Origin of the sequence: Alkalibaculum bacchi (genome assembly GCF_937875145.1) — a bacterium.
GTDB lineage: Bacteria > Bacillota > Clostridia > Eubacteriales > Alkalibacteraceae > Alkalibaculum > Alkalibaculum bacchi_A.
Genome location: NZ_CALNCS010000019.1, coordinates 1 through 15983 on the forward strand (window position 1 = coordinate 1; position 15983 = coordinate 15983).

General features: G+C 33.7%; 17 protein-coding genes and 3 pseudogenes. 5 read left to right on the forward strand and 15 right to left on the reverse strand.

The features are described 5' to 3' along the window. The 3 genes and pseudogenes from Q7P22_RS01190 to Q7P22_RS01200 all read left to right on the forward strand — a co-directional run. Positions 1-278 (forward strand): annotated as a pseudogene (locus Q7P22_RS01190) (hypothetical protein); the annotation flags it as partial. Next, on the forward strand, positions 262-741 hold the full coding sequence (locus tag Q7P22_RS01195; RefSeq protein ID WP_303859735.1) for an ABC transporter permease: 480 nt from the start codon (positions 262-264) through the stop codon (positions 739-741). The pseudogene Q7P22_RS01190 and the gene Q7P22_RS01195, both read left to right, overlap by 17 nt. Further along, positions 671-1270: pseudogene (locus Q7P22_RS01200) on the forward strand (ABC transporter ATP-binding protein); the annotation flags it as partial. The gene Q7P22_RS01195 and the pseudogene Q7P22_RS01200, both read left to right, overlap by 71 nt. A gap of 228 nt (positions 1271-1498) precedes the next feature. Here the strand turns inward: Q7P22_RS01200 and Q7P22_RS01205 are convergent. From Q7P22_RS01205 to Q7P22_RS01235, 7 genes are all read right to left on the reverse strand, one after another. After that, on the reverse strand, positions 1499-2083 hold the full coding sequence (locus Q7P22_RS01205; RefSeq protein ID WP_303859737.1) for a hypothetical protein: 585 nt from the start codon (positions 2081-2083) through the stop codon (positions 1499-1501). Between the two features lie 228 nt (positions 2084-2311). Next, on the reverse strand, positions 2312-2599 hold the full coding sequence (locus Q7P22_RS01210) for a hypothetical protein (RefSeq protein WP_303859739.1): 288 nt from the start codon (positions 2597-2599) through the stop codon (positions 2312-2314). A gap of 80 nt (positions 2600-2679) precedes the next feature. Further along, positions 2680-2871 (reverse strand): hypothetical protein, encoded by a 192-nt coding sequence (locus tag Q7P22_RS01215; RefSeq protein ID WP_303859741.1) that lies wholly within the window; start codon positions 2869-2871, stop codon positions 2680-2682. Between the two features lie 249 nt (positions 2872-3120). Next, positions 3121-3348 carry a hypothetical protein gene (locus Q7P22_RS01220; protein WP_303859742.1) on the reverse strand — a complete coding sequence of 76 codons (228 nt, stop codon included), beginning with the start codon at positions 3346-3348 and terminating at the stop codon, positions 3121-3123. A 420-nt stretch (positions 3349-3768) separates the two neighbouring features. Beyond that, positions 3769-4425: a hypothetical protein gene (locus Q7P22_RS01225; RefSeq protein ID WP_303859744.1), complete on the reverse strand. Its 657-nt coding sequence runs from the start codon at positions 4423-4425 to the stop codon at positions 3769-3771. A gap of 400 nt (positions 4426-4825) precedes the next feature. Further along, positions 4826-5818 (reverse strand): DUF4003 family protein, encoded by a 993-nt coding sequence (locus tag Q7P22_RS01230; protein WP_303859746.1) that lies wholly within the window; start codon positions 5816-5818, stop codon positions 4826-4828. A gap of 17 nt (positions 5819-5835) precedes the next feature. Continuing rightward, entirely contained in the window at positions 5836-6069 is a 234-nt protein-coding gene (locus Q7P22_RS01235; protein ID WP_303859748.1) for a hypothetical protein, read from the reverse strand. 290 nt (positions 6070-6359) lie between these two features. Here Q7P22_RS01235 and dinB point away from each other — a divergent pair, with 290 nt between their 5' ends. Continuing rightward, complete coding sequence (dinB, locus tag Q7P22_RS01240; RefSeq protein ID WP_303859750.1) at positions 6360-7577, forward strand: DNA polymerase IV; 1218 nt, start codon at positions 6360-6362, stop codon at positions 7575-7577. Between the two features lie 14 nt (positions 7578-7591). On the opposite strand, the gene Q7P22_RS01245 is transcribed toward dinB, so the two are convergent. The 7 genes from Q7P22_RS01245 to Q7P22_RS01275 all read right to left on the reverse strand — a co-directional run bounded on the left by Q7P22_RS01245 (position 7592) and on the right by Q7P22_RS01275 (position 14459). After that, a complete protein-coding gene (locus tag Q7P22_RS01245; RefSeq protein WP_303859752.1) occupies positions 7592-8539 on the reverse strand; it encodes a GTP-binding protein in 948 nt (315 codons plus the stop codon). A 296-nt stretch (positions 8540-8835) separates the two neighbouring features. Then, the gene (locus Q7P22_RS01250) at positions 8836-9633 is read right to left on the reverse strand and encodes a methyltetrahydrofolate cobalamin methyltransferase (protein ID WP_303859754.1); all 798 of its coding nucleotides are present in this window, start codon (positions 9631-9633) and stop codon (positions 8836-8838) included. 23 nt (positions 9634-9656) lie between these two features. After that, the gene (locus tag Q7P22_RS01255; protein ID WP_303859756.1) at positions 9657-10304 is read right to left on the reverse strand and encodes a B12-binding domain-containing protein; all 648 of its coding nucleotides are present in this window, start codon (positions 10302-10304) and stop codon (positions 9657-9659) included. A 72-nt stretch (positions 10305-10376) separates the two neighbouring features. Beyond that, positions 10377-11756: a methyltransferase MtaB domain-containing protein gene (locus Q7P22_RS01260; RefSeq protein WP_303859758.1), complete on the reverse strand. Its 1380-nt coding sequence runs from the start codon at positions 11754-11756 to the stop codon at positions 10377-10379. A 29-nt stretch (positions 11757-11785) separates the two neighbouring features. Then, complete coding sequence (locus tag Q7P22_RS01265) at positions 11786-12157, reverse strand: B12-binding domain-containing protein (RefSeq protein WP_303859760.1); 372 nt, start codon at positions 12155-12157, stop codon at positions 11786-11788. Positions 12158-12474: 317 nt separating this feature from the next. Continuing rightward, positions 12475-13122, reverse strand: a complete 648-nt coding sequence (locus tag Q7P22_RS01270) for a corrinoid protein (protein ID WP_303859762.1) — start codon at positions 13120-13122, stop codon at positions 12475-12477. Positions 13123-13136: 14 nt separating this feature from the next. Then, on the reverse strand, positions 13137-14459 hold the full coding sequence (locus Q7P22_RS01275) for a PocR ligand-binding domain-containing protein (RefSeq protein ID WP_303859763.1): 1323 nt from the start codon (positions 14457-14459) through the stop codon (positions 13137-13139). A gap of 221 nt (positions 14460-14680) precedes the next feature. Here Q7P22_RS01275 and Q7P22_RS01280 point away from each other — a divergent pair. Further along, positions 14681-15007, forward strand: a pseudogene (locus tag Q7P22_RS01280) (ACT domain-containing protein); the annotation flags it as partial. A gap of 183 nt (positions 15008-15190) precedes the next feature. Here Q7P22_RS01280 and Q7P22_RS01285 read toward each other — a convergent pair. Further along, complete coding sequence (locus tag Q7P22_RS01285) at positions 15191-15832, reverse strand: histidinol-phosphatase HisJ family protein (protein ID WP_303859765.1); 642 nt, start codon at positions 15830-15832, stop codon at positions 15191-15193. Positions 15833-15983 lie beyond the last annotated feature (151 nt).

Consider the following 15983-nt stretch of genomic DNA (forward strand, 5'->3'; position numbering starts at 1 on the left):
GATGTAACACACCAAAAGAGACTCTCTACTCTGCCATTGAAACGTTACATCCAGACATCATTGCAATAAGTATTACTAATACCTTAAATTTAGTTTCTCTCAAAAGGATTGTAAAAGAACTCAAAGAAAAGGCAGGAAGTAGTGTAAAGATTCTACTTAGCGGCAGTGCATTTATTCATGCCAATAAAAGTGAGAAAGACTTTAATGCTGATGGATTAGTTCAAACATTCAAAGACATTGAATTATTTAGGAGGAATCAACATGAGACTAGTATTTAATATAGCATGGAGATTCTTATCCTCAAGCAAAGGGCAAACCGCCTTAATTGCACTAGGAATCGCTATAGGAATATCCGTTCAAGTATTTATTGGCTCCTTAATTGCCGGACTTCAAAATAGTCTTGTAGACACAACCATAGGAAGTTCTTCACAGATTACAGTACTTTCAGACGATAATAACGGGCGAATCTCTAATTATTCTTCTATTATAAATACAATAAAAGAGACAGATAAGAATATCACTGAAATCTCCCCTGCGGCGGATGCTTCTGGATTTATTAAAGTAGATGATAGCACATACCCTATTCTTATGCGGGGATTTGAGCTTAATCAAGCAGATGGAATTTATAAATTAAAAGACGCACTTATCGAAGGAGCTCTTCCAGCGAACAAAGAAATTATCCTTTATTGGAGCATCTGGATCTGGAAAAAGCACTCTCTTAAATATTATAGGAATTCTTGATAGGCCTACGTCTGGGGAAGTTATGATTAATGGGATTCGAACAGACCAAATGAAAAAGAATCAATTAGCTATTTTAAGGAATGAGACGATTGGATTTATATTTCAGTTTCACTACCTTCTACCAGAATTTACTGCACTGGAGAATGTGTTGATGCCTTATCGAATAAAAAATGGTAAAGTTACTCGTGATATAATTGAACGAGCAAAAGAATTAATGAATATTATGGGTTTAGATAAGGTAAAAGACAACAATGCAACTAAAATGTCTGGTGGACAGCAGCAAAGAACTTCTATCGCGAGAGCCTTAATCAATAATTCCAAGATAGTATTGGCCGACGAACCTACTGGGAACTTAGATTCAGCCACTACAGAAGTCATCTATGATATTATGAGGGATATAAATGAAAAATTTAAAACCACTTTTATTATTATTACCCATGATCGTAGAATTGCTCAGAAAACTGACAGGATTATAGAAATCAAAGATGGTACAATAAATATAGATATTGAAAATACCGTTTTATCTTAATGATTATTATAAAAATCAGATTAAATTTACAATAGAATCTTCAACTATTATTATTTATATTTGATATTCCAAAAGAGAGCAAAACCTACAATACAAAGGCTTTGCTCTCTTTAAAATTTCCACCTATAGCTTTTTACTTAAATCAACAGCAATTACTACTTCGTAACCAAAAGAGGACAAGGAGCAAGTTGTACTATGCGGTTACTGACAACACCCAATAAGAATCCTTTATAAATTCTTTGCCCTATTTTCAGGGATATCCTCTAATACAAGAGTACGATTATCAACTTTGAAGGTATAAGGCTCTGCAATTGTTGACTCAAAATTGATTATTCCATCGTATACTTCTGGAGTGCACAGCATTATTGAGAGATTTTTATTTGCGCTATCATGCAAACAGAGAATATAGTTGTCTTCTCCGTTAAATTCTGTTTTCCACATTGTCGTACTCTCATATAATTTGGTGCCTTCACCATAGTCTCTTGAAAGCCCCTCAATTAATTCTTCATAAACAGTAGAAGACTCTTTTTTAGTAGGAACAATGCCAATACTTGATTGAATTAACTTACCATCTTCATCAAAAGTATATTCTGCTTCTCCTATTAAATCATTATATTTTATATCTTGATATAAAATATAATCTTCCTTTGATACTTGGGGATTTCCCCACTCCTTTTTTATCTCAAGAATTTCATCACGGGACATACCTAAATGTATATCTTTAAAATAGGGTGTTTCCTTTTGGCAAGCTGTCATACTGAATAAAAGTACAATACATAAAAAGATAAAGATTCCTGTATTACTTTTTTTCATTTTTTCATCTCCTTAAATATGTTTTTAATAAATGGAGTTCGATCGGTAAAAATCATACTAAAATATGTTGCTGATTTTTTTGCTTGTTACCAGTGATTTATCTTCCATAGCAGTCTAATTTGTTTTTCTTAGTAACCTCTTTAATTACTTCTTTAATTCCATATAAATCCATCTTATATTATGGCTTAATTTAGGAATATTGTGTATTAATCTTATTTTAATATAAATTTAATTCTTACTATTTAGTGAGTGTAAAACTTTATTAACAAGATATTTTGCTTGTTCGTTATCGCTTTGCTTAACAGAAACAGTATGCTGTGTTTCGTAATTCATATTTACTCCAACTCTTCTTAAACTAAATCTTTCATCGCTTCTTAAAAGTTTTACTACCTTGTGCTTATATTTAATATTATTTTCTGTCAGAACACTTGTTATTTTTGTCACTTCATCTACTGAATACCCAATATATACGTCTTCGTCATTAAATAAAAGCATTATTTTATCGAACAAAAACACTGTATATTCCCCCTTGTGTTTCACAATATACTACCGTGACTCAATTTATAAACAATACATCTTAAACAAACAACATCAGTTTAATTATTAGCAACAAAGAATATTAAAATTAGTATTCCAATAATTATAACACCAACAATAATCCTTGTAAGCAACTTCCCTTTTGTTAACTGTCTTAAATCACCTATAAGTGAATGGTCTATTGAATCAGCAAGGTTAGTCATTGGATTCTTTTTATATTCTTCCATTTTACGTTTATCTTCCATATCCATGATTTGACCTCCTAATATCTAATGAATTGATCAATATAATCCTATAAATATTAAGAGTTTTTATTTATATAAACCTTCAACGCCTTTATTAAAAGTATCAAAAGATATATGCTTAGTCCTACAACAGTTACTAAGATCACAACATTTACCATATCCCATACAAATGCAAATGCAGTTGACATATTACCACCACTTTCTAATTATACTTTTTTCTATATATGTAACATAGAGAATCATTACAAATTTGTATTAATACTCAACTACCTTATCCCAACCACCTTCAATTTCTTCTATTATCTCCCTGGTACCATCACTTTTTACCACTGTTACTTGTACCTCTTTCTTATCGCTGACAGCATACCAAAATCTCTTATTACCTTCTACCTGTATGATTTTTGCTGGTGCTTCTCCTGCGTATACTTCAGAAATAAGCGTATCGTCAATTGCTACTGAATAGATATACGGAACGTGGTTCATAGAAGTCCACTTTTCAGGTGTATTCTATCTTGAGCCCCTTGTTTGTCTCCAATTCCAATTATTATTCTCTAATACTTCTTTTCATTTTTTTATCTTCTTAAAATTATTATAAATATTTTACTTTATTCAATGATATACTATTATTTATAATAATAACCAATATATCCAATATTTACAATTACTTTTACGAATATTGGTCAATAAATTATCATATTTTATATTATGGATAAATTATTAAAGCACATATTATTGAGGAATAGAGAATGAACTAAGATTTGCTCGACAAATTCCAATTTATTTAAATAGAGTTACATTTCCTTCCCAAACTATAAAATAAAAGACTACCAAAAATGTAGTCTTTTATTTTATATCTATATTTCAACTTTATTTAACTTAATTTCTTATTGAGATGGCTAATTTTTATGCATCTTCCTCTAAAAAAGTAACGGTAATAAGATAAGATTTCTCATATTCCTTCAACAAATTAGGTTCTTCTATGTATTTTTCTATTGGCCAGGTAGTCATTTCATCAAAATCGCTTTCTATAACTAAGGTGATAGGAATCTCTTCTCCAACCTTTATCTTTGTATTACTATTTAAATACATTTGGGTTCTAGTAGAATATCCTTCTGTTTCCTCTTCTACATCAAATGTACTAGTAAAAGTTGCAGTGCCTGTATTGCCATTATTCTCACCCTGAAAAGCTACATTTAACTCGCTTTTGTCCATACTATATTCAAAATAGCATCTGCCATTTTTAAAATCAAGAGATGAACGGTTGCTATTAATAACTACAGGCATACTACCTTCTTTATTTTCTATTACATTGACTTCTATTGCTCCTATGTCTTTGTTCGTATTGTAATCAAATATGGTACCATTACCTCTGCCACCTGTCACTAAAGCCTGTATATTTTCCTCAGTTACTGTTAATGTAGCAGCAGAAAAGGTCATTTCAGGTAATATAGGCGTTGATTCTTCTTTTGAAGTGCCCGTTTCTTCTACTTTAACAGAAGAACACCCTACTAATAATAAAATACAGAAAAGGATTACACATATAACCATAGGTTTTTTCATGCTGGCACCTCGATTCTTTTATTTTAAAAATTCATCATTTCTCAATTCTTTTACCGCGTTTTTTACAGCAAGTTTTATAATAAAATACAAAATGATTGCTGGAATCGCGATCATAATAGGAAACACAAACAAGCTTATAAACATATTTGGCATCATCGTAAAACCCATCTCCTTTCATCTGTTTTATGCATTAGGAAAGTTCTACTTTGAGACTTAAGTATTATTTAAGTCCCCTTTATATGTGATGGAATCTTCCCCCTATAACACGTCACCCTAGCACTGGCCGCTGATGGATAAAGTGCTAAAGGCACTTTCTTCTATCTTGTGAGTCAAAACAACGAAACGTCATTTTCGTTCCTCAAACAAGGTTTTGTTTCCACTTTTCGCTTTCAGATTTTTGTCATCCACTATTTGCAGCATTTGTTGCCGCCATACTTGCCGTAATTGCTGCCGTTACAGCTATTTGCTCTGCAATTATAATGCTTGTGATGCTATTTATCGACGCTACTTCCATAAGTTTATTTTCACATTGTCTCTTGTATTCCTGCTCTACTAAAATGGCACTGTACATCAGTCGCTGTTTCTTTCCTATTCCTAGTGCTCCAAAGCCTTTAAAGGAGAGTAAATACTCGTTCACTTCTACTATATCACTAACAACTTGCTGTGTATTATCCGTTGTCATAGCTAGAACACCTAGTATAGCTAGTTCTACTCCTGTGCCAAACTTGCAGTCTCTATTTTTTAATCCTTCGAAGATCTCCATAACTTTATTACACTTTTTCAAGAAGTTTTCCTCTCCTAAAGCTAATGTATGGCTTAAAGACTGAACGGCATTAGCAGAAAAGAACTGAGTGTGCAAAAAGTTATAGCATTTTTCCATTTCTGTAATGGCTTCCTCTACAGTCAAGTCACTAATGGCAAAAATGATGGCAAAGCCACTATCTTCACTTGATGTTAAGAAGGGATGTTCTTTTTTCATTCTCTTGTAGATTTCCTTTGCTTTTTCTATGACCCTCTTATAATCCGTATCTTTGACCATATCTGCCATTACAAAGGCGGATAGTGGCAAGTAATCAGACGAATAAAATTCCTTTCTGAGTAAGTCGTAAATCAGGAGTACCTTTTGAAACTTAATAACAGGCTGATTTTCAAGGGAAAGCATGGTAGCTAGAATTAAGTTTGTGGTACTTCGAAAGGAAGACAAAAGGCCAGTATTAGACTTAATAATATCTTTGCATTCTTTAATTTTTACTTCATCTACTTCTAATTGCCTCTCTGTGTACATACTCCCACAAAGAGGATGAAGTGTAGAGTGATCCCATCTAAAATGATTCTTCATAATATCTCTATTTCTCACCAACAGCTCACATCTTTGTTTCAACACATTGTTCATATGCGGTTCCCCTTTGTCTATTTATTCTCTCTTTTTTTCTCCATCCACTGGGTAAACAATTCTTCTTCATCTTCATTAAAAGCATGGTCTGCTCCATCTTCTACATGTTCAATTTCTACTACATTGTATTCTAAATCTATTCCAATACATTCACAACAATTATCACAGATTTTATTTTTATCTAAATCACATACTTGGCACTTGCCACAGTCGTCACAGGCTTTATTTTCATTTAATTCACAGTAATTCATTATTTCACTCCATTAATTATTAATATTCTTGAATATCATTTTATCGTAAATGATTTCAGTTGAAAAGGATAAAATGGTATACTACAAGAAAGTGCCTTTGGTATTTTAGCTACCAGTCTTCAATCTTCAGCGCTAGGGACAAGTCTTACAGGTCAAAGATTCTTTGTTGGCACTCAGAATGACTTAAGCAGCAGCTAGGGTCAAAAAGTAGAACTTTCCTGCTTAATTATAAAGCGTCTTTGACGCTATAAATACCAGTAATGTGAAAAATTTTCAAGGAGGTGATTCTTATGCGAAACAAAGTAGTGTTTTTAGTGGATATGAATGCTTTCTTTATCAGCTGTGAAACTACACGTCATCCGGAAATTATTGAAAAGCCTGCAGCTGTAGCAGGGGATCCTAAAAACAGGACGGGAATTATCCTTACGGCTAATTACCAAGCGAGAAAATATGGAGTTCGTACTGCAATGCAAGTTCATGAAGCCAGAAAGCTTTGCCCTCAAATAGTACTTATTGCGCCAGATCACTCCTTTTACAGGCAAAAATCTCATGAGGTAATGAATGTCCTTATGGAGTACACTCCTATTATTGAACAAAATAGCGTAGACGAAGCTTGGCTAGATATGACAGGATCTGAAGGGATTTTTGGACAGCCTTTAGAAACAGCTAAGACCATTATGTCTCATATTAATGAAGAATGTGGTCTGTGGTGCTCTATAGGAATTTCTGAAAATAAATTTTTGTCTAAAATGGCATCCGACATGAAAAAACCTCAAGGCATTACAGAACTTTGGCAAAAAGATATTAAGAAGAAACTTTGGCCACTTCCTGTTCGAAAAATGTATGGCATTGGAAATCAAACAGCTAAAAAACTGCATGGCATTGGTATTTTCACTATTGGAGATATCGCTCAATATTCAAGGGAAAGTCTTTATAAGAAATTTGGAAAAATAGGCTCTCAAGTCTACCTTCTTGCAAATGGAATGGATTCATCTCATGTAGTCTCTCATGATCACGATGATGTAAAATCCATTGGCCGATCGATTACACTACCAAAAAATATTGTTTATGTGGAAGATGCAAAATTAGTACTCATGAAATTAGCAGATGAAGTAGGTATTCAGGCACGAAAACAGAATAAAAAAGGGCGTACTATACAGATTATCATTAAGTATTCTAACTTTCAAACCATCACAAGACAAAAAACTATAGAACCCACTAATTTAACTACAATCATCTATGATACTAGTATAGAACTTCTACATAAATACTGGAATCATCACAAAGCTGTTCGACTCTTAGGTATTAGTCTTAACAATTTTGATGAGAAAGGTCATTACGAGCAGATCTCGATGTTTGACCTTCCAAAAGCCAATGTACCAAAAGATAATCTTGAAAAAACAGCTAAATTAGAAAAGGCATTAGACGCTATAAGAGAAAAATATGGATTTTCAACAGTAAATCGTGCCACACTATTAGATACAAAAATTAAATCAAAAGAAAAGTAATAGAGATAAATTTATTATTTGCAAGCAAATAATCTCTCTACTTTTCCTTTATTCAAAGCTTTACCGATGACGCAGAGCCTTCCCGTATAATCCGGTGAAATATCTCTGATCTCGTACTCGCCAGGCACAAAATCAAATTGAATCCAATCTCCTTCTGTTGTAGGCAGGATTCCTTTTGCTCTTAAGACCATGCCATAATCCGTATCACTGAGGGCTTTTAGACAATATTCAATGTCTCCTTTTGTATAAGGCTGACTTGTTTCTATTTCCCAGCGCTCAAAAAACTCATTTTCTTTATGAGAATGATTATGATGATTACAATGTGGATCGGTGCAGACTTTTTCTTGTTCTTCCATAAAGGCGCCTACTTTGTTTTCTAATAGTGTAAGCACTCCCTTACTCTCTAATTGATCCCATGGAGTAGTTACAATATTTGCATTTTTATTGATTCTTTTTATATCCTCTACTATGTACTGAACTTCTTCTACAGTAGCCTTCTGTGTTCGACTTAAAAATATGGTATTGGCATTTCTAATTTGATCTTCAAAGTACTCTGTGACATACTCTAGATTCGTTTCATACTTTACTACATCTACAATAGTAACAATTCCATTTAGCTTTATATGATCTTGAGAAGTAAACTCAGTACAAGAAGATAAAACTTCTGAAAGTTTTCCCACTCCTGACGGCTCGATAATAACTCTGTCTGGTTGATATGTTTTTATGACAAGTTCAATAGCTCTAGAAAATTCTCCCACTAGAGTACAGCATATGCAACCTGAATTTATTTCTACAATATCAATACCTGTTTCCTGTAATAAGCTTCCGTCTATGCCGACCTTTCCAAATTCATTTTCTACAATAACCACTTTTTCTTGAACTATATTTTCTTCTAGTAATTTTTTAATAAAAGTAGTTTTTCCTGAACCCAAAAAACCAGATACGATATCTATCTTTGTCATAAGAATACTCCTCTCTGAAATGGTACATATATTTATAAAAAAGTGCTGACCACACTTTTGTTCTAAGTTCTACGTAAAACCTTTTAGGTTATTAATAGTGACCGTTACATTAGATTATTAACATATCATAAAAACTGAATTAAAAACTAGAAATCCCCTAATACATAAATACCGAAAAGGAAAAAGCAACTCCTTTTCCCTTTTCGTTTATAAATTTATTTTAGTTGTACATTCTACGTTCTATGTAAAAACACTTGCGTTACAGAAGATTTTACATAGAATTTATAACCTAGAGCTTATTTATAGAGTCCTTTTCTATGGGCCTTTAAATAATCGCAATTAAACTCATCTTGATCGAGTAAAGTAGTAGAAGCAATCAATGAACCCATCATTTCTTTATCCGTTGGATCTAATACGTAACCGTCCATTCCAACTGCCATGATTTGTACAGCAAATAGTCTATTGAGAACTTTTCGATTTGGCAATCCAAAGGAAATGTTACTGAGCCCACATGTAAAGTGTACATCTGGAAATTCTAACTTAATTTGCTTAATCGTCTCTAATACTTCGATTCCTGCTGTACTAATGCTACTCACTGGTTTTATTAGAGGGTCAAAGTAGATATCGTCGTCTGGTACACCAGCTTTTGTAAGCTTATGATATAAATTACGAGCTACCTTTACGCGATCTTCTGCTGTTTCAGGCATTCCAGTACTATCCATACAAAGTGCAACTACTTTTGCTTTATGCTTCAATATAATAGGTAATATGGAATCAAATCGATCATCTTCATCACTTATAGAGTTTAACATTGGCTGATCGTATTTACAAAGAGCCAATCCTGCATCTAAAACAGCTGCATCTGGACTATCAATACAAAGAGGTGCATCTACTTGCTCTTGTATACAATTGACGAGCCAAGTCATTACTTCTGCTTCATTGTTGACCATTGTACCACAATTTACGTCAATATAATCTGCTCCTGCGTCGTATTGTTCTTGTGCTAATTTTTTAATAAAATCTGCATCTTTGCTTAAAACTGCTTCTTTTACAGCTTTTCTACTTGTGTTGATTAATTCTCCCACAATAAGCATGGTCATGACCTCCTTGGCATTTGTTATGCGTGTGCTTTTTCACTTACTAGTGAATCGCATAATTCTACTGCTGCAGCTGCATCTTCACCGTATCCATCAGCGCCTACTTGATTTGCAAACTCTTGACTAATTGGCGCTCCACCGACGATAATCTTAACTTTATTTCGAACGCCTTTTTCTTCTAGAAAATCAATAGTCTCCTTAATATTCATCATTGTAGTCGTTAACAATGCAGACATACCAATGATATCAGGTTTTTCTTTTTCTATTGCCTTAAGAAAATCTTCTGGTTCTATATCTGTTCCTAAGTCTATAACGGTATATCCGCTGCTTTCTAACATCATACCTACTAAGTTTTTACCGATATCATGAAGGTCCCCTTTAACCGTTCCTGTAATAATGACACCTTTCGTTACTAAATCGCCCTCTTTAATATACTCTTTTAAAAGATCCATTCCAATATTCATCGTCTTAGCAGATTTCATAACTTCAGGAACAAACATTTCACCTGTTTTAAACAAAGGAGTTACGAGATTCATACCACCTATTAAACCTTCATTTATAATATCCATTGGCTTAGCGCCATCTTCCATTGCTTTGTTAACAAGACCTTTAACTTTTTTAAACTCTCCATCCAGAACACATTGAGCGATATTTTCAAATTTAGACATATTGTAATCCTCCTCTAATTAAACAATTATTTTTATATTACAGTAAATCATTCCATATCTATACATTTATGCTTAGCCTATTAAATATTCGCCAGGTAAGTATTTGCTTTCATCTAAGTCTTCTTTAATATCATTGTAGAATTCCATAGGTTCTTCAGGTATTTCGTCTAATTCTCTAGCCATAATATCAAGATATTTATTATCTCTCTTATCTGCAGAAACTTTGCCATCTGCTATACCCTTTTTAAGTCCTTCAACTGCTAATTGAGCTGCTAATTTTGTTCTCAAGAAAGGATTTTGTTCTTTAACTAATTCTTTACTGATATCAAATACAAAATCAGGTCTAAGTACATAAGCCTGAACATCTAATCTAGAGTCTGATTCTACTAATAAATCTCTAAATTGTACATTCATACCTTGTTTCGTTGCTTCATTCATCAATCTACAGTCGTAAATTAATTGTTCCATAGATACGATTGGTGCGTAATCAGATAAAAGTTTTACTTGTTGTACAGACTCATTACTCCAAAGATCTGCTACTGCTGCTGAGATATTTCCAACTGGACTAAAGTGTGCACATGCTGCAGATTTTCCTTCTGCAGATATTGGTGTACCTGTTATTGCTTTAATATATGGACCTGCGTATTCACAGTCTTTACTAGGTCCTACTGCGCCCATTTCGTAAGCTACTAAAGCTCTAGATGCACTAGCAACACGTACTACTGCGGCAAAAGATTTAGGTATAAATCCTCTTTCTGCAAGTACCATAGCTGTATTAGCAAATCCACAAGAAGAATCTCCAGCTGCATAGCAATTGTTACGATCTGCAATATCTACTAAATGTCCCCATAAGAATTCCATATCTCTTGTTGCTAATACGCCTAAGGAAAATATTACTTGTTTGATTTCTGCATTAACTAATGCATCATCGTGTAGTTCTTTTCCACCTGTTGACTCTATAGAAAGGAAATCTGCTCCGTCTCTTGCACAGCCTTCAAAGGCTTCCATCATGCCATCCCAGTACTTGCCGCTTCTCATTACAGGAGGACGACTCATTTCTCTTGTATCGTTAAGAGTAGCACGTAGTGCTGTCTTTAAACCATATTTGTCCGCATATTCTTTCATAATGTCTAAGATAATTCGATTAACTTCAATACCCCATTTAGGATTTTCTGTAAAGTTAACTAATGTCTCTAATTCAAGAACTACACCTGGTGCATGAAGTTCATGTGCTCTTTTTAAAGAACCATTTATAATGTCTGCATAAATTTTGTAGGCATCCTTTATTGAATTTTCATCGATATTCATTCCTGGAAGAGTAAAGTTTAATTCTGGATAAATAGTGCCTCCACCAATGACGAGACCGCTTTTTGTAGTGACAGGATTAGGACAAGAACCGTACACAAAATCATTTAAATCCTTATAAGCTAACTGTGTATAACTTTTTTTCATATTGATTCCTCCATATAAATTAAATTATATTAACAAGTTTCTGCTGATACCATATAACCAGATGATTCGATAATCATTTTAAAGAGACGTTCGCCAATATTTTTAGGCTCTACACATACGGCTCCTACTATTATTGTACTGGGATCTATACTGGACCCTATTATTGGTTTTAATAAGTCTAGAATCATATGTTGCATTTCACCTGCATAAATAACATCTCCCACAAGGTACTCTCTGCTTTCAAAATGTCTTCCCACGATTGCCATGCCCTTTTGACAAGCTCCAATAACTTTAATTACATCTTCTTTTGATGGGTTGGACTGGACAAAATGATTTAGTAAATTTATAACCTCATCTTCTTCAAGTTCACTTACTAATTGTGTTATTAACTTAAAATTCATAAAGATACCTTCCCCTTGTCTCATAGGCGTTGTAGCTAGAAACATGTTTGATAAAAGCCAGATATGGATTTTGCAGGCCTGCATTTCGTATTGGCTTTTTCTACACCACCTCCAGAATTTTGTATTTCAATTTATGTATACAACTTATTTCTATACTTATATAATACGCTCCTTCAATTCTTAAGTCGATGGAAAATATCAATACATTCTGGTACTCCACCACTTTGAATATTTCGTAAATTGTACTATTCCAACAGTTTCTGGTAATTTATTCAAAAAAGCCAAAATTTCATCTACCGAAATTTTGGCTTTTTGATTTATTCATCTTCTACTACTAAACTATCTACGAGGTCAATGGTCTCAAACAAGTCTTTTGCGTAACCATGGGCGCCAATGGCTTTGGCATAGTCGTGGGTAACAGGTCCACCTCCTACTATGACTTTTATCTTCTCGTCTAGGCCTTCTTCTCGAATCTTCTTCATAATATCTCTTTGTGAGCCCATAGTTGTCGTAAGAAGAGCAGAAAGAGCTAGGATGTCTGGCTCATATTTATAAATTGCATCTATAAACCCCTCTACAGGAACATCAATCCCTAAATCTATTACAGTATAACCTGCACTTTCTAGAAGCATTGCCACTAAGTTCTTACCGATATCGTGAATATCTCCTGCTACGGTACCTATTACAATGATGCCTCTTGAATAACGGTGTTCACGACAGAGGATAGGTCTTAAAATATATAAACCTGCATGCATAGCACGTGAAGCTCTTAAAACTTCTGGTACAAAATTTTCTCCTGTTCGAAAGCTCTTTCCTATTTCGTTCATAGGTTCAACTAAACCTTTTTCAATAATTATTTCTGTATTAATTCTTTGATGTAAGGCAAACTCTGTTTTTTCTTTTACTAATTGAGCATTACCCTTCATTACGCCTAATTGAATCTCCTTTATAATATCTAGTACCAATCCGATTCATCCTCCTAACTTTGCTTCCTATACTGGGTAGGTGTCATCCCAATTTTACGGCGAAAAACCTTCGTAAAATAACTAGGATCACTGTAACCAAGCTTTTCTGCAATATCTTCTACTGAAATTCCTGGCATGCGAAGCAATCTTTTTGCTTCTTCCAATTTGACCTTTGTAACGTATTCCATAATGGTCATTCCTTGATCGTCTTTAAAGATTTTGCTTGCATAATTAGGACTTAAAAAAACGGCATCACAAATTTCTTCTAAAGAGGTATTCTCTTGATAATTTTCTAGTATGTAATCTTTAATACCTCGAATAGCTAAACGATTACTAGCATTAGAATTATTCTTTATAGCCTGTAGAAATAAATCAAAGGTTTTAATAGCTGCTAAATCGATTTCTTCCATGGTTTCATAACAACCTACATTCATTAAAAAAGTAGAGCTAATATCTAAGGCTTGATTTAAATCTGCCCCTCCATCTACAGAAGCTCTTGAAAGGATTACCCCTAGTTCGAGAACTCGTGCTTTGATTTTGTTGAGTTTAGCTGCTTCTTTAAGGAAGATATCAGCTAGAAGTGTTTGATATATGGTCTTAGCTCCTTCAAAGTCACCTAATTTTATTTTGCTGACCAAGTCTCGCTCTTTCTCTAAGGAATAATTGAGACTTATACTTTGTATGCTAAGTTTTTCTTCTAAACTCTTTCTATTTTGTATTTCTTCATTTAATAGGGATTGCTGCAATGCCATCTCCTGTTTTTGTTTCTGATTTTCATATCCATATTTCATAATATTATTTGCCGTAACATAAAGTAAATCTGCAGCACCTTGAACCTTTTCTACGGTGAGAACTTTTAATTTTTTTGCTGCATCTATGAGCTCATAAAAATCAACTGTTAGCTCTTTATTCATCTGTCTTAGTTCAATCCAAAAGAATTCCTCTGGTTCCCACATGAGTACTTGACCACAAATAATCGTTCCTAAGTGTTGTCCATTAATAATAATAGGAGCTGCCCATTCTATTAATCCAGCAGGACACCTGAATATATAGGGTTCTCCAAAAATTGCTGCTTGTTTCCCCGCTCTCTCGTAGGCACCCATACAACGGGTAAGACCTTTTTCCTTTTCCTTTTCCCATATGATACGGCAAAACCTACAGCTTTTTTGAGCATCTTCTCTAGAAAAAATGGATCGTCCTTGTATATCTACAATATTTGCTGTTAAATCTGTAGCCTTAGTAAAAGCATTTAAGATTTTTATTAAGAGCTCTTTGTCTACTATATCTAGCAACTGAGCTCTCTTTGATAGCTTTGCTTGTTGGCTTTTATCCGTCATAATTCGAACTCCTCCTTATGAATGAGCCTTGATATGAAAAGAATACATATATCTATAGTATAACATTAGTAATCTCTAAAATTTTGTATATTTATAGATTATTTTGTTAAGAACTATTAAGCTTGCTACATTCAACCATATATTAACACAAAATAATTTTATAGTTTTTATAACACTAGCAAAACTCGGTTTCAATTCAATTGTTTCAAACAAAATCTTAAGGAAAAAAAGTAGTTTGTTTAATATCTGGAGGTAATATTGACGTGACTATCCTATCTCGAGTGATTGATCGAGGACTTCAAAAATCTGGACGACTGGTAACATTAAATATCAAATTAATGGACAAACCAGGACAATTAGGATCTATATCTAAAATCATTGCTGATTTAGGTGGAAACGTAGTGTCCGTAAATCACGATAGATCCGATACCAACGTAGATATAAACTCTTGTTTTCTGCGAATCTCCCTAGAAACTAGGGATCGAGATCACGTAATGGAAATAAAAAACGCACTTATGGAAGAAGGGTATTCTTTTTCAATTAATTAAAGCGCCAAAGGCGCTTTTTATTTACAACTGAACAGCCATTGGTTCTCTTTTATCAAAGGAGAATACTGCCTTAAAGCCCATCTGTTTTAACATTAAATATACGGAAGCAATATTATATCCTATGGCATCGATCGTATGAGAATCAGAGCCAACCGTAAGGATTTCTCCCTTTAAATCTCTATATTATTCTAAAATCGTTCTTGATGGGAAAATTTCTACAGAGCTTGAGCGAAAGCCTGATGTGTTGATTTCTAGTCCAATACTTCGTGAAACTGCTTTTTTTAGTATCTCTCTGATGAGCTCTTGAAAATCAGCGTGTCGGTATCTACCGCTAGAATCAAAAGCATACCTTCTAAGTAAATCAAAGTGTCCAATAACATCAAAATCACCTACTGAGACGGTCTTTAAAAGCTCTTCAAAATAATCCCTATAAATTGATATTTGATCTCTATGGATGATGTAATCTATCAAATCCACTCCATTTACAGAATGAACGGAGCCGATAATAAAATCTAAATCTTGATCTTTAATCTGTGAACTTATCTCATCCTTTTTATAATGAGGTTCACTGATTTCTATGCCTTTTTTAATGACTAACTTCTCTTGAAAAACATCTTTAGCCATCTGAATATCTTTTGTATAATGCTCAAAATCGATATAGTCAGTACAAATATCTCCTTCTCTTACTGCAAAATGTTCTGTAAAACAAATCTCCGTAATGCCCTTATCTACGGCACTTTCACACATTTCCTGCACAGTATTTTTTGCATCCCAAGAATGTATTGTATGTGTATGATAATCTAATAATCTGTTAATGAATATCACCTCGATAGTTAATATAATATTATCGTACTCTTATTGAGGTTTAAAAACAAGATTTAACGTTTTCAAAATTGGTTGGTCGGTTGGTTCGTCGGACGGGAAAAATGAGGACCACCCGTCCAACGGGTGGTTTCCTCTACGGCTATAAGCCTTT

Coding starts and splice junctions, on each gene's coding strand:
- Q7P22_RS01195 (WP_303859735.1), top strand. CDS start 262: ATGAGACTAGTATTTAATATAGCATGGAGATTCTTATCCTCAAGCAAA.
- Q7P22_RS01205 (WP_303859737.1), bottom strand. CDS start 2,083: ATGAAAAAAAGTAATACAGGAATCTTTATCTTTTTATGTATTGTACTT.
- Q7P22_RS01215 (WP_303859741.1), bottom strand. CDS start 2,871: ATGGATATGGAAGATAAACGTAAAATGGAAGAATATAAAAAGAATCCA.
- Q7P22_RS01220 (WP_303859742.1), bottom strand. CDS start 3,348: ATGAACCACGTTCCGTATATCTATTCAGTAGCAATTGACGATACGCTT.
- Q7P22_RS01225 (WP_303859744.1), bottom strand. CDS start 4,425: ATGAAAAAACCTATGGTTATATGTGTAATCCTTTTCTGTATTTTATTA.
- Q7P22_RS01230 (WP_303859746.1), bottom strand. CDS start 5,818: ATGAACAATGTGTTGAAACAAAGATGTGAGCTGTTGGTGAGAAATAGA.
- Q7P22_RS01235 (WP_303859748.1), bottom strand. CDS start 6,069: ATGAATTACTGTGAATTAAATGAAAATAAAGCCTGTGACGACTGTGGC.
- dinB (WP_303859750.1), top strand. CDS start 6,360: ATGCGAAACAAAGTAGTGTTTTTAGTGGATATGAATGCTTTCTTTATC.
- Q7P22_RS01245 (WP_303859752.1), bottom strand. CDS start 8,539: ATGACAAAGATAGATATCGTATCTGGTTTTTTGGGTTCAGGAAAAACT.
- Q7P22_RS01250 (WP_303859754.1), bottom strand. CDS start 9,633: ATGCTTATTGTGGGAGAATTAATCAACACAAGTAGAAAAGCTGTAAAA.
- Q7P22_RS01255 (WP_303859756.1), bottom strand. CDS start 10,304: ATGTCTAAATTTGAAAATATCGCTCAATGTGTTCTGGATGGAGAGTTT.
- Q7P22_RS01260 (WP_303859758.1), bottom strand. CDS start 11,756: ATGAAAAAAAGTTATACACAGTTAGCTTATAAGGATTTAAATGATTTT.
- Q7P22_RS01265 (WP_303859760.1), bottom strand. CDS start 12,157: ATGAATTTTAAGTTAATAACACAATTAGTAAGTGAACTTGAAGAAGAT.
- Q7P22_RS01275 (WP_303859763.1), bottom strand. CDS start 14,459: ATGACGGATAAAAGCCAACAAGCAAAGCTATCAAAGAGAGCTCAGTTG.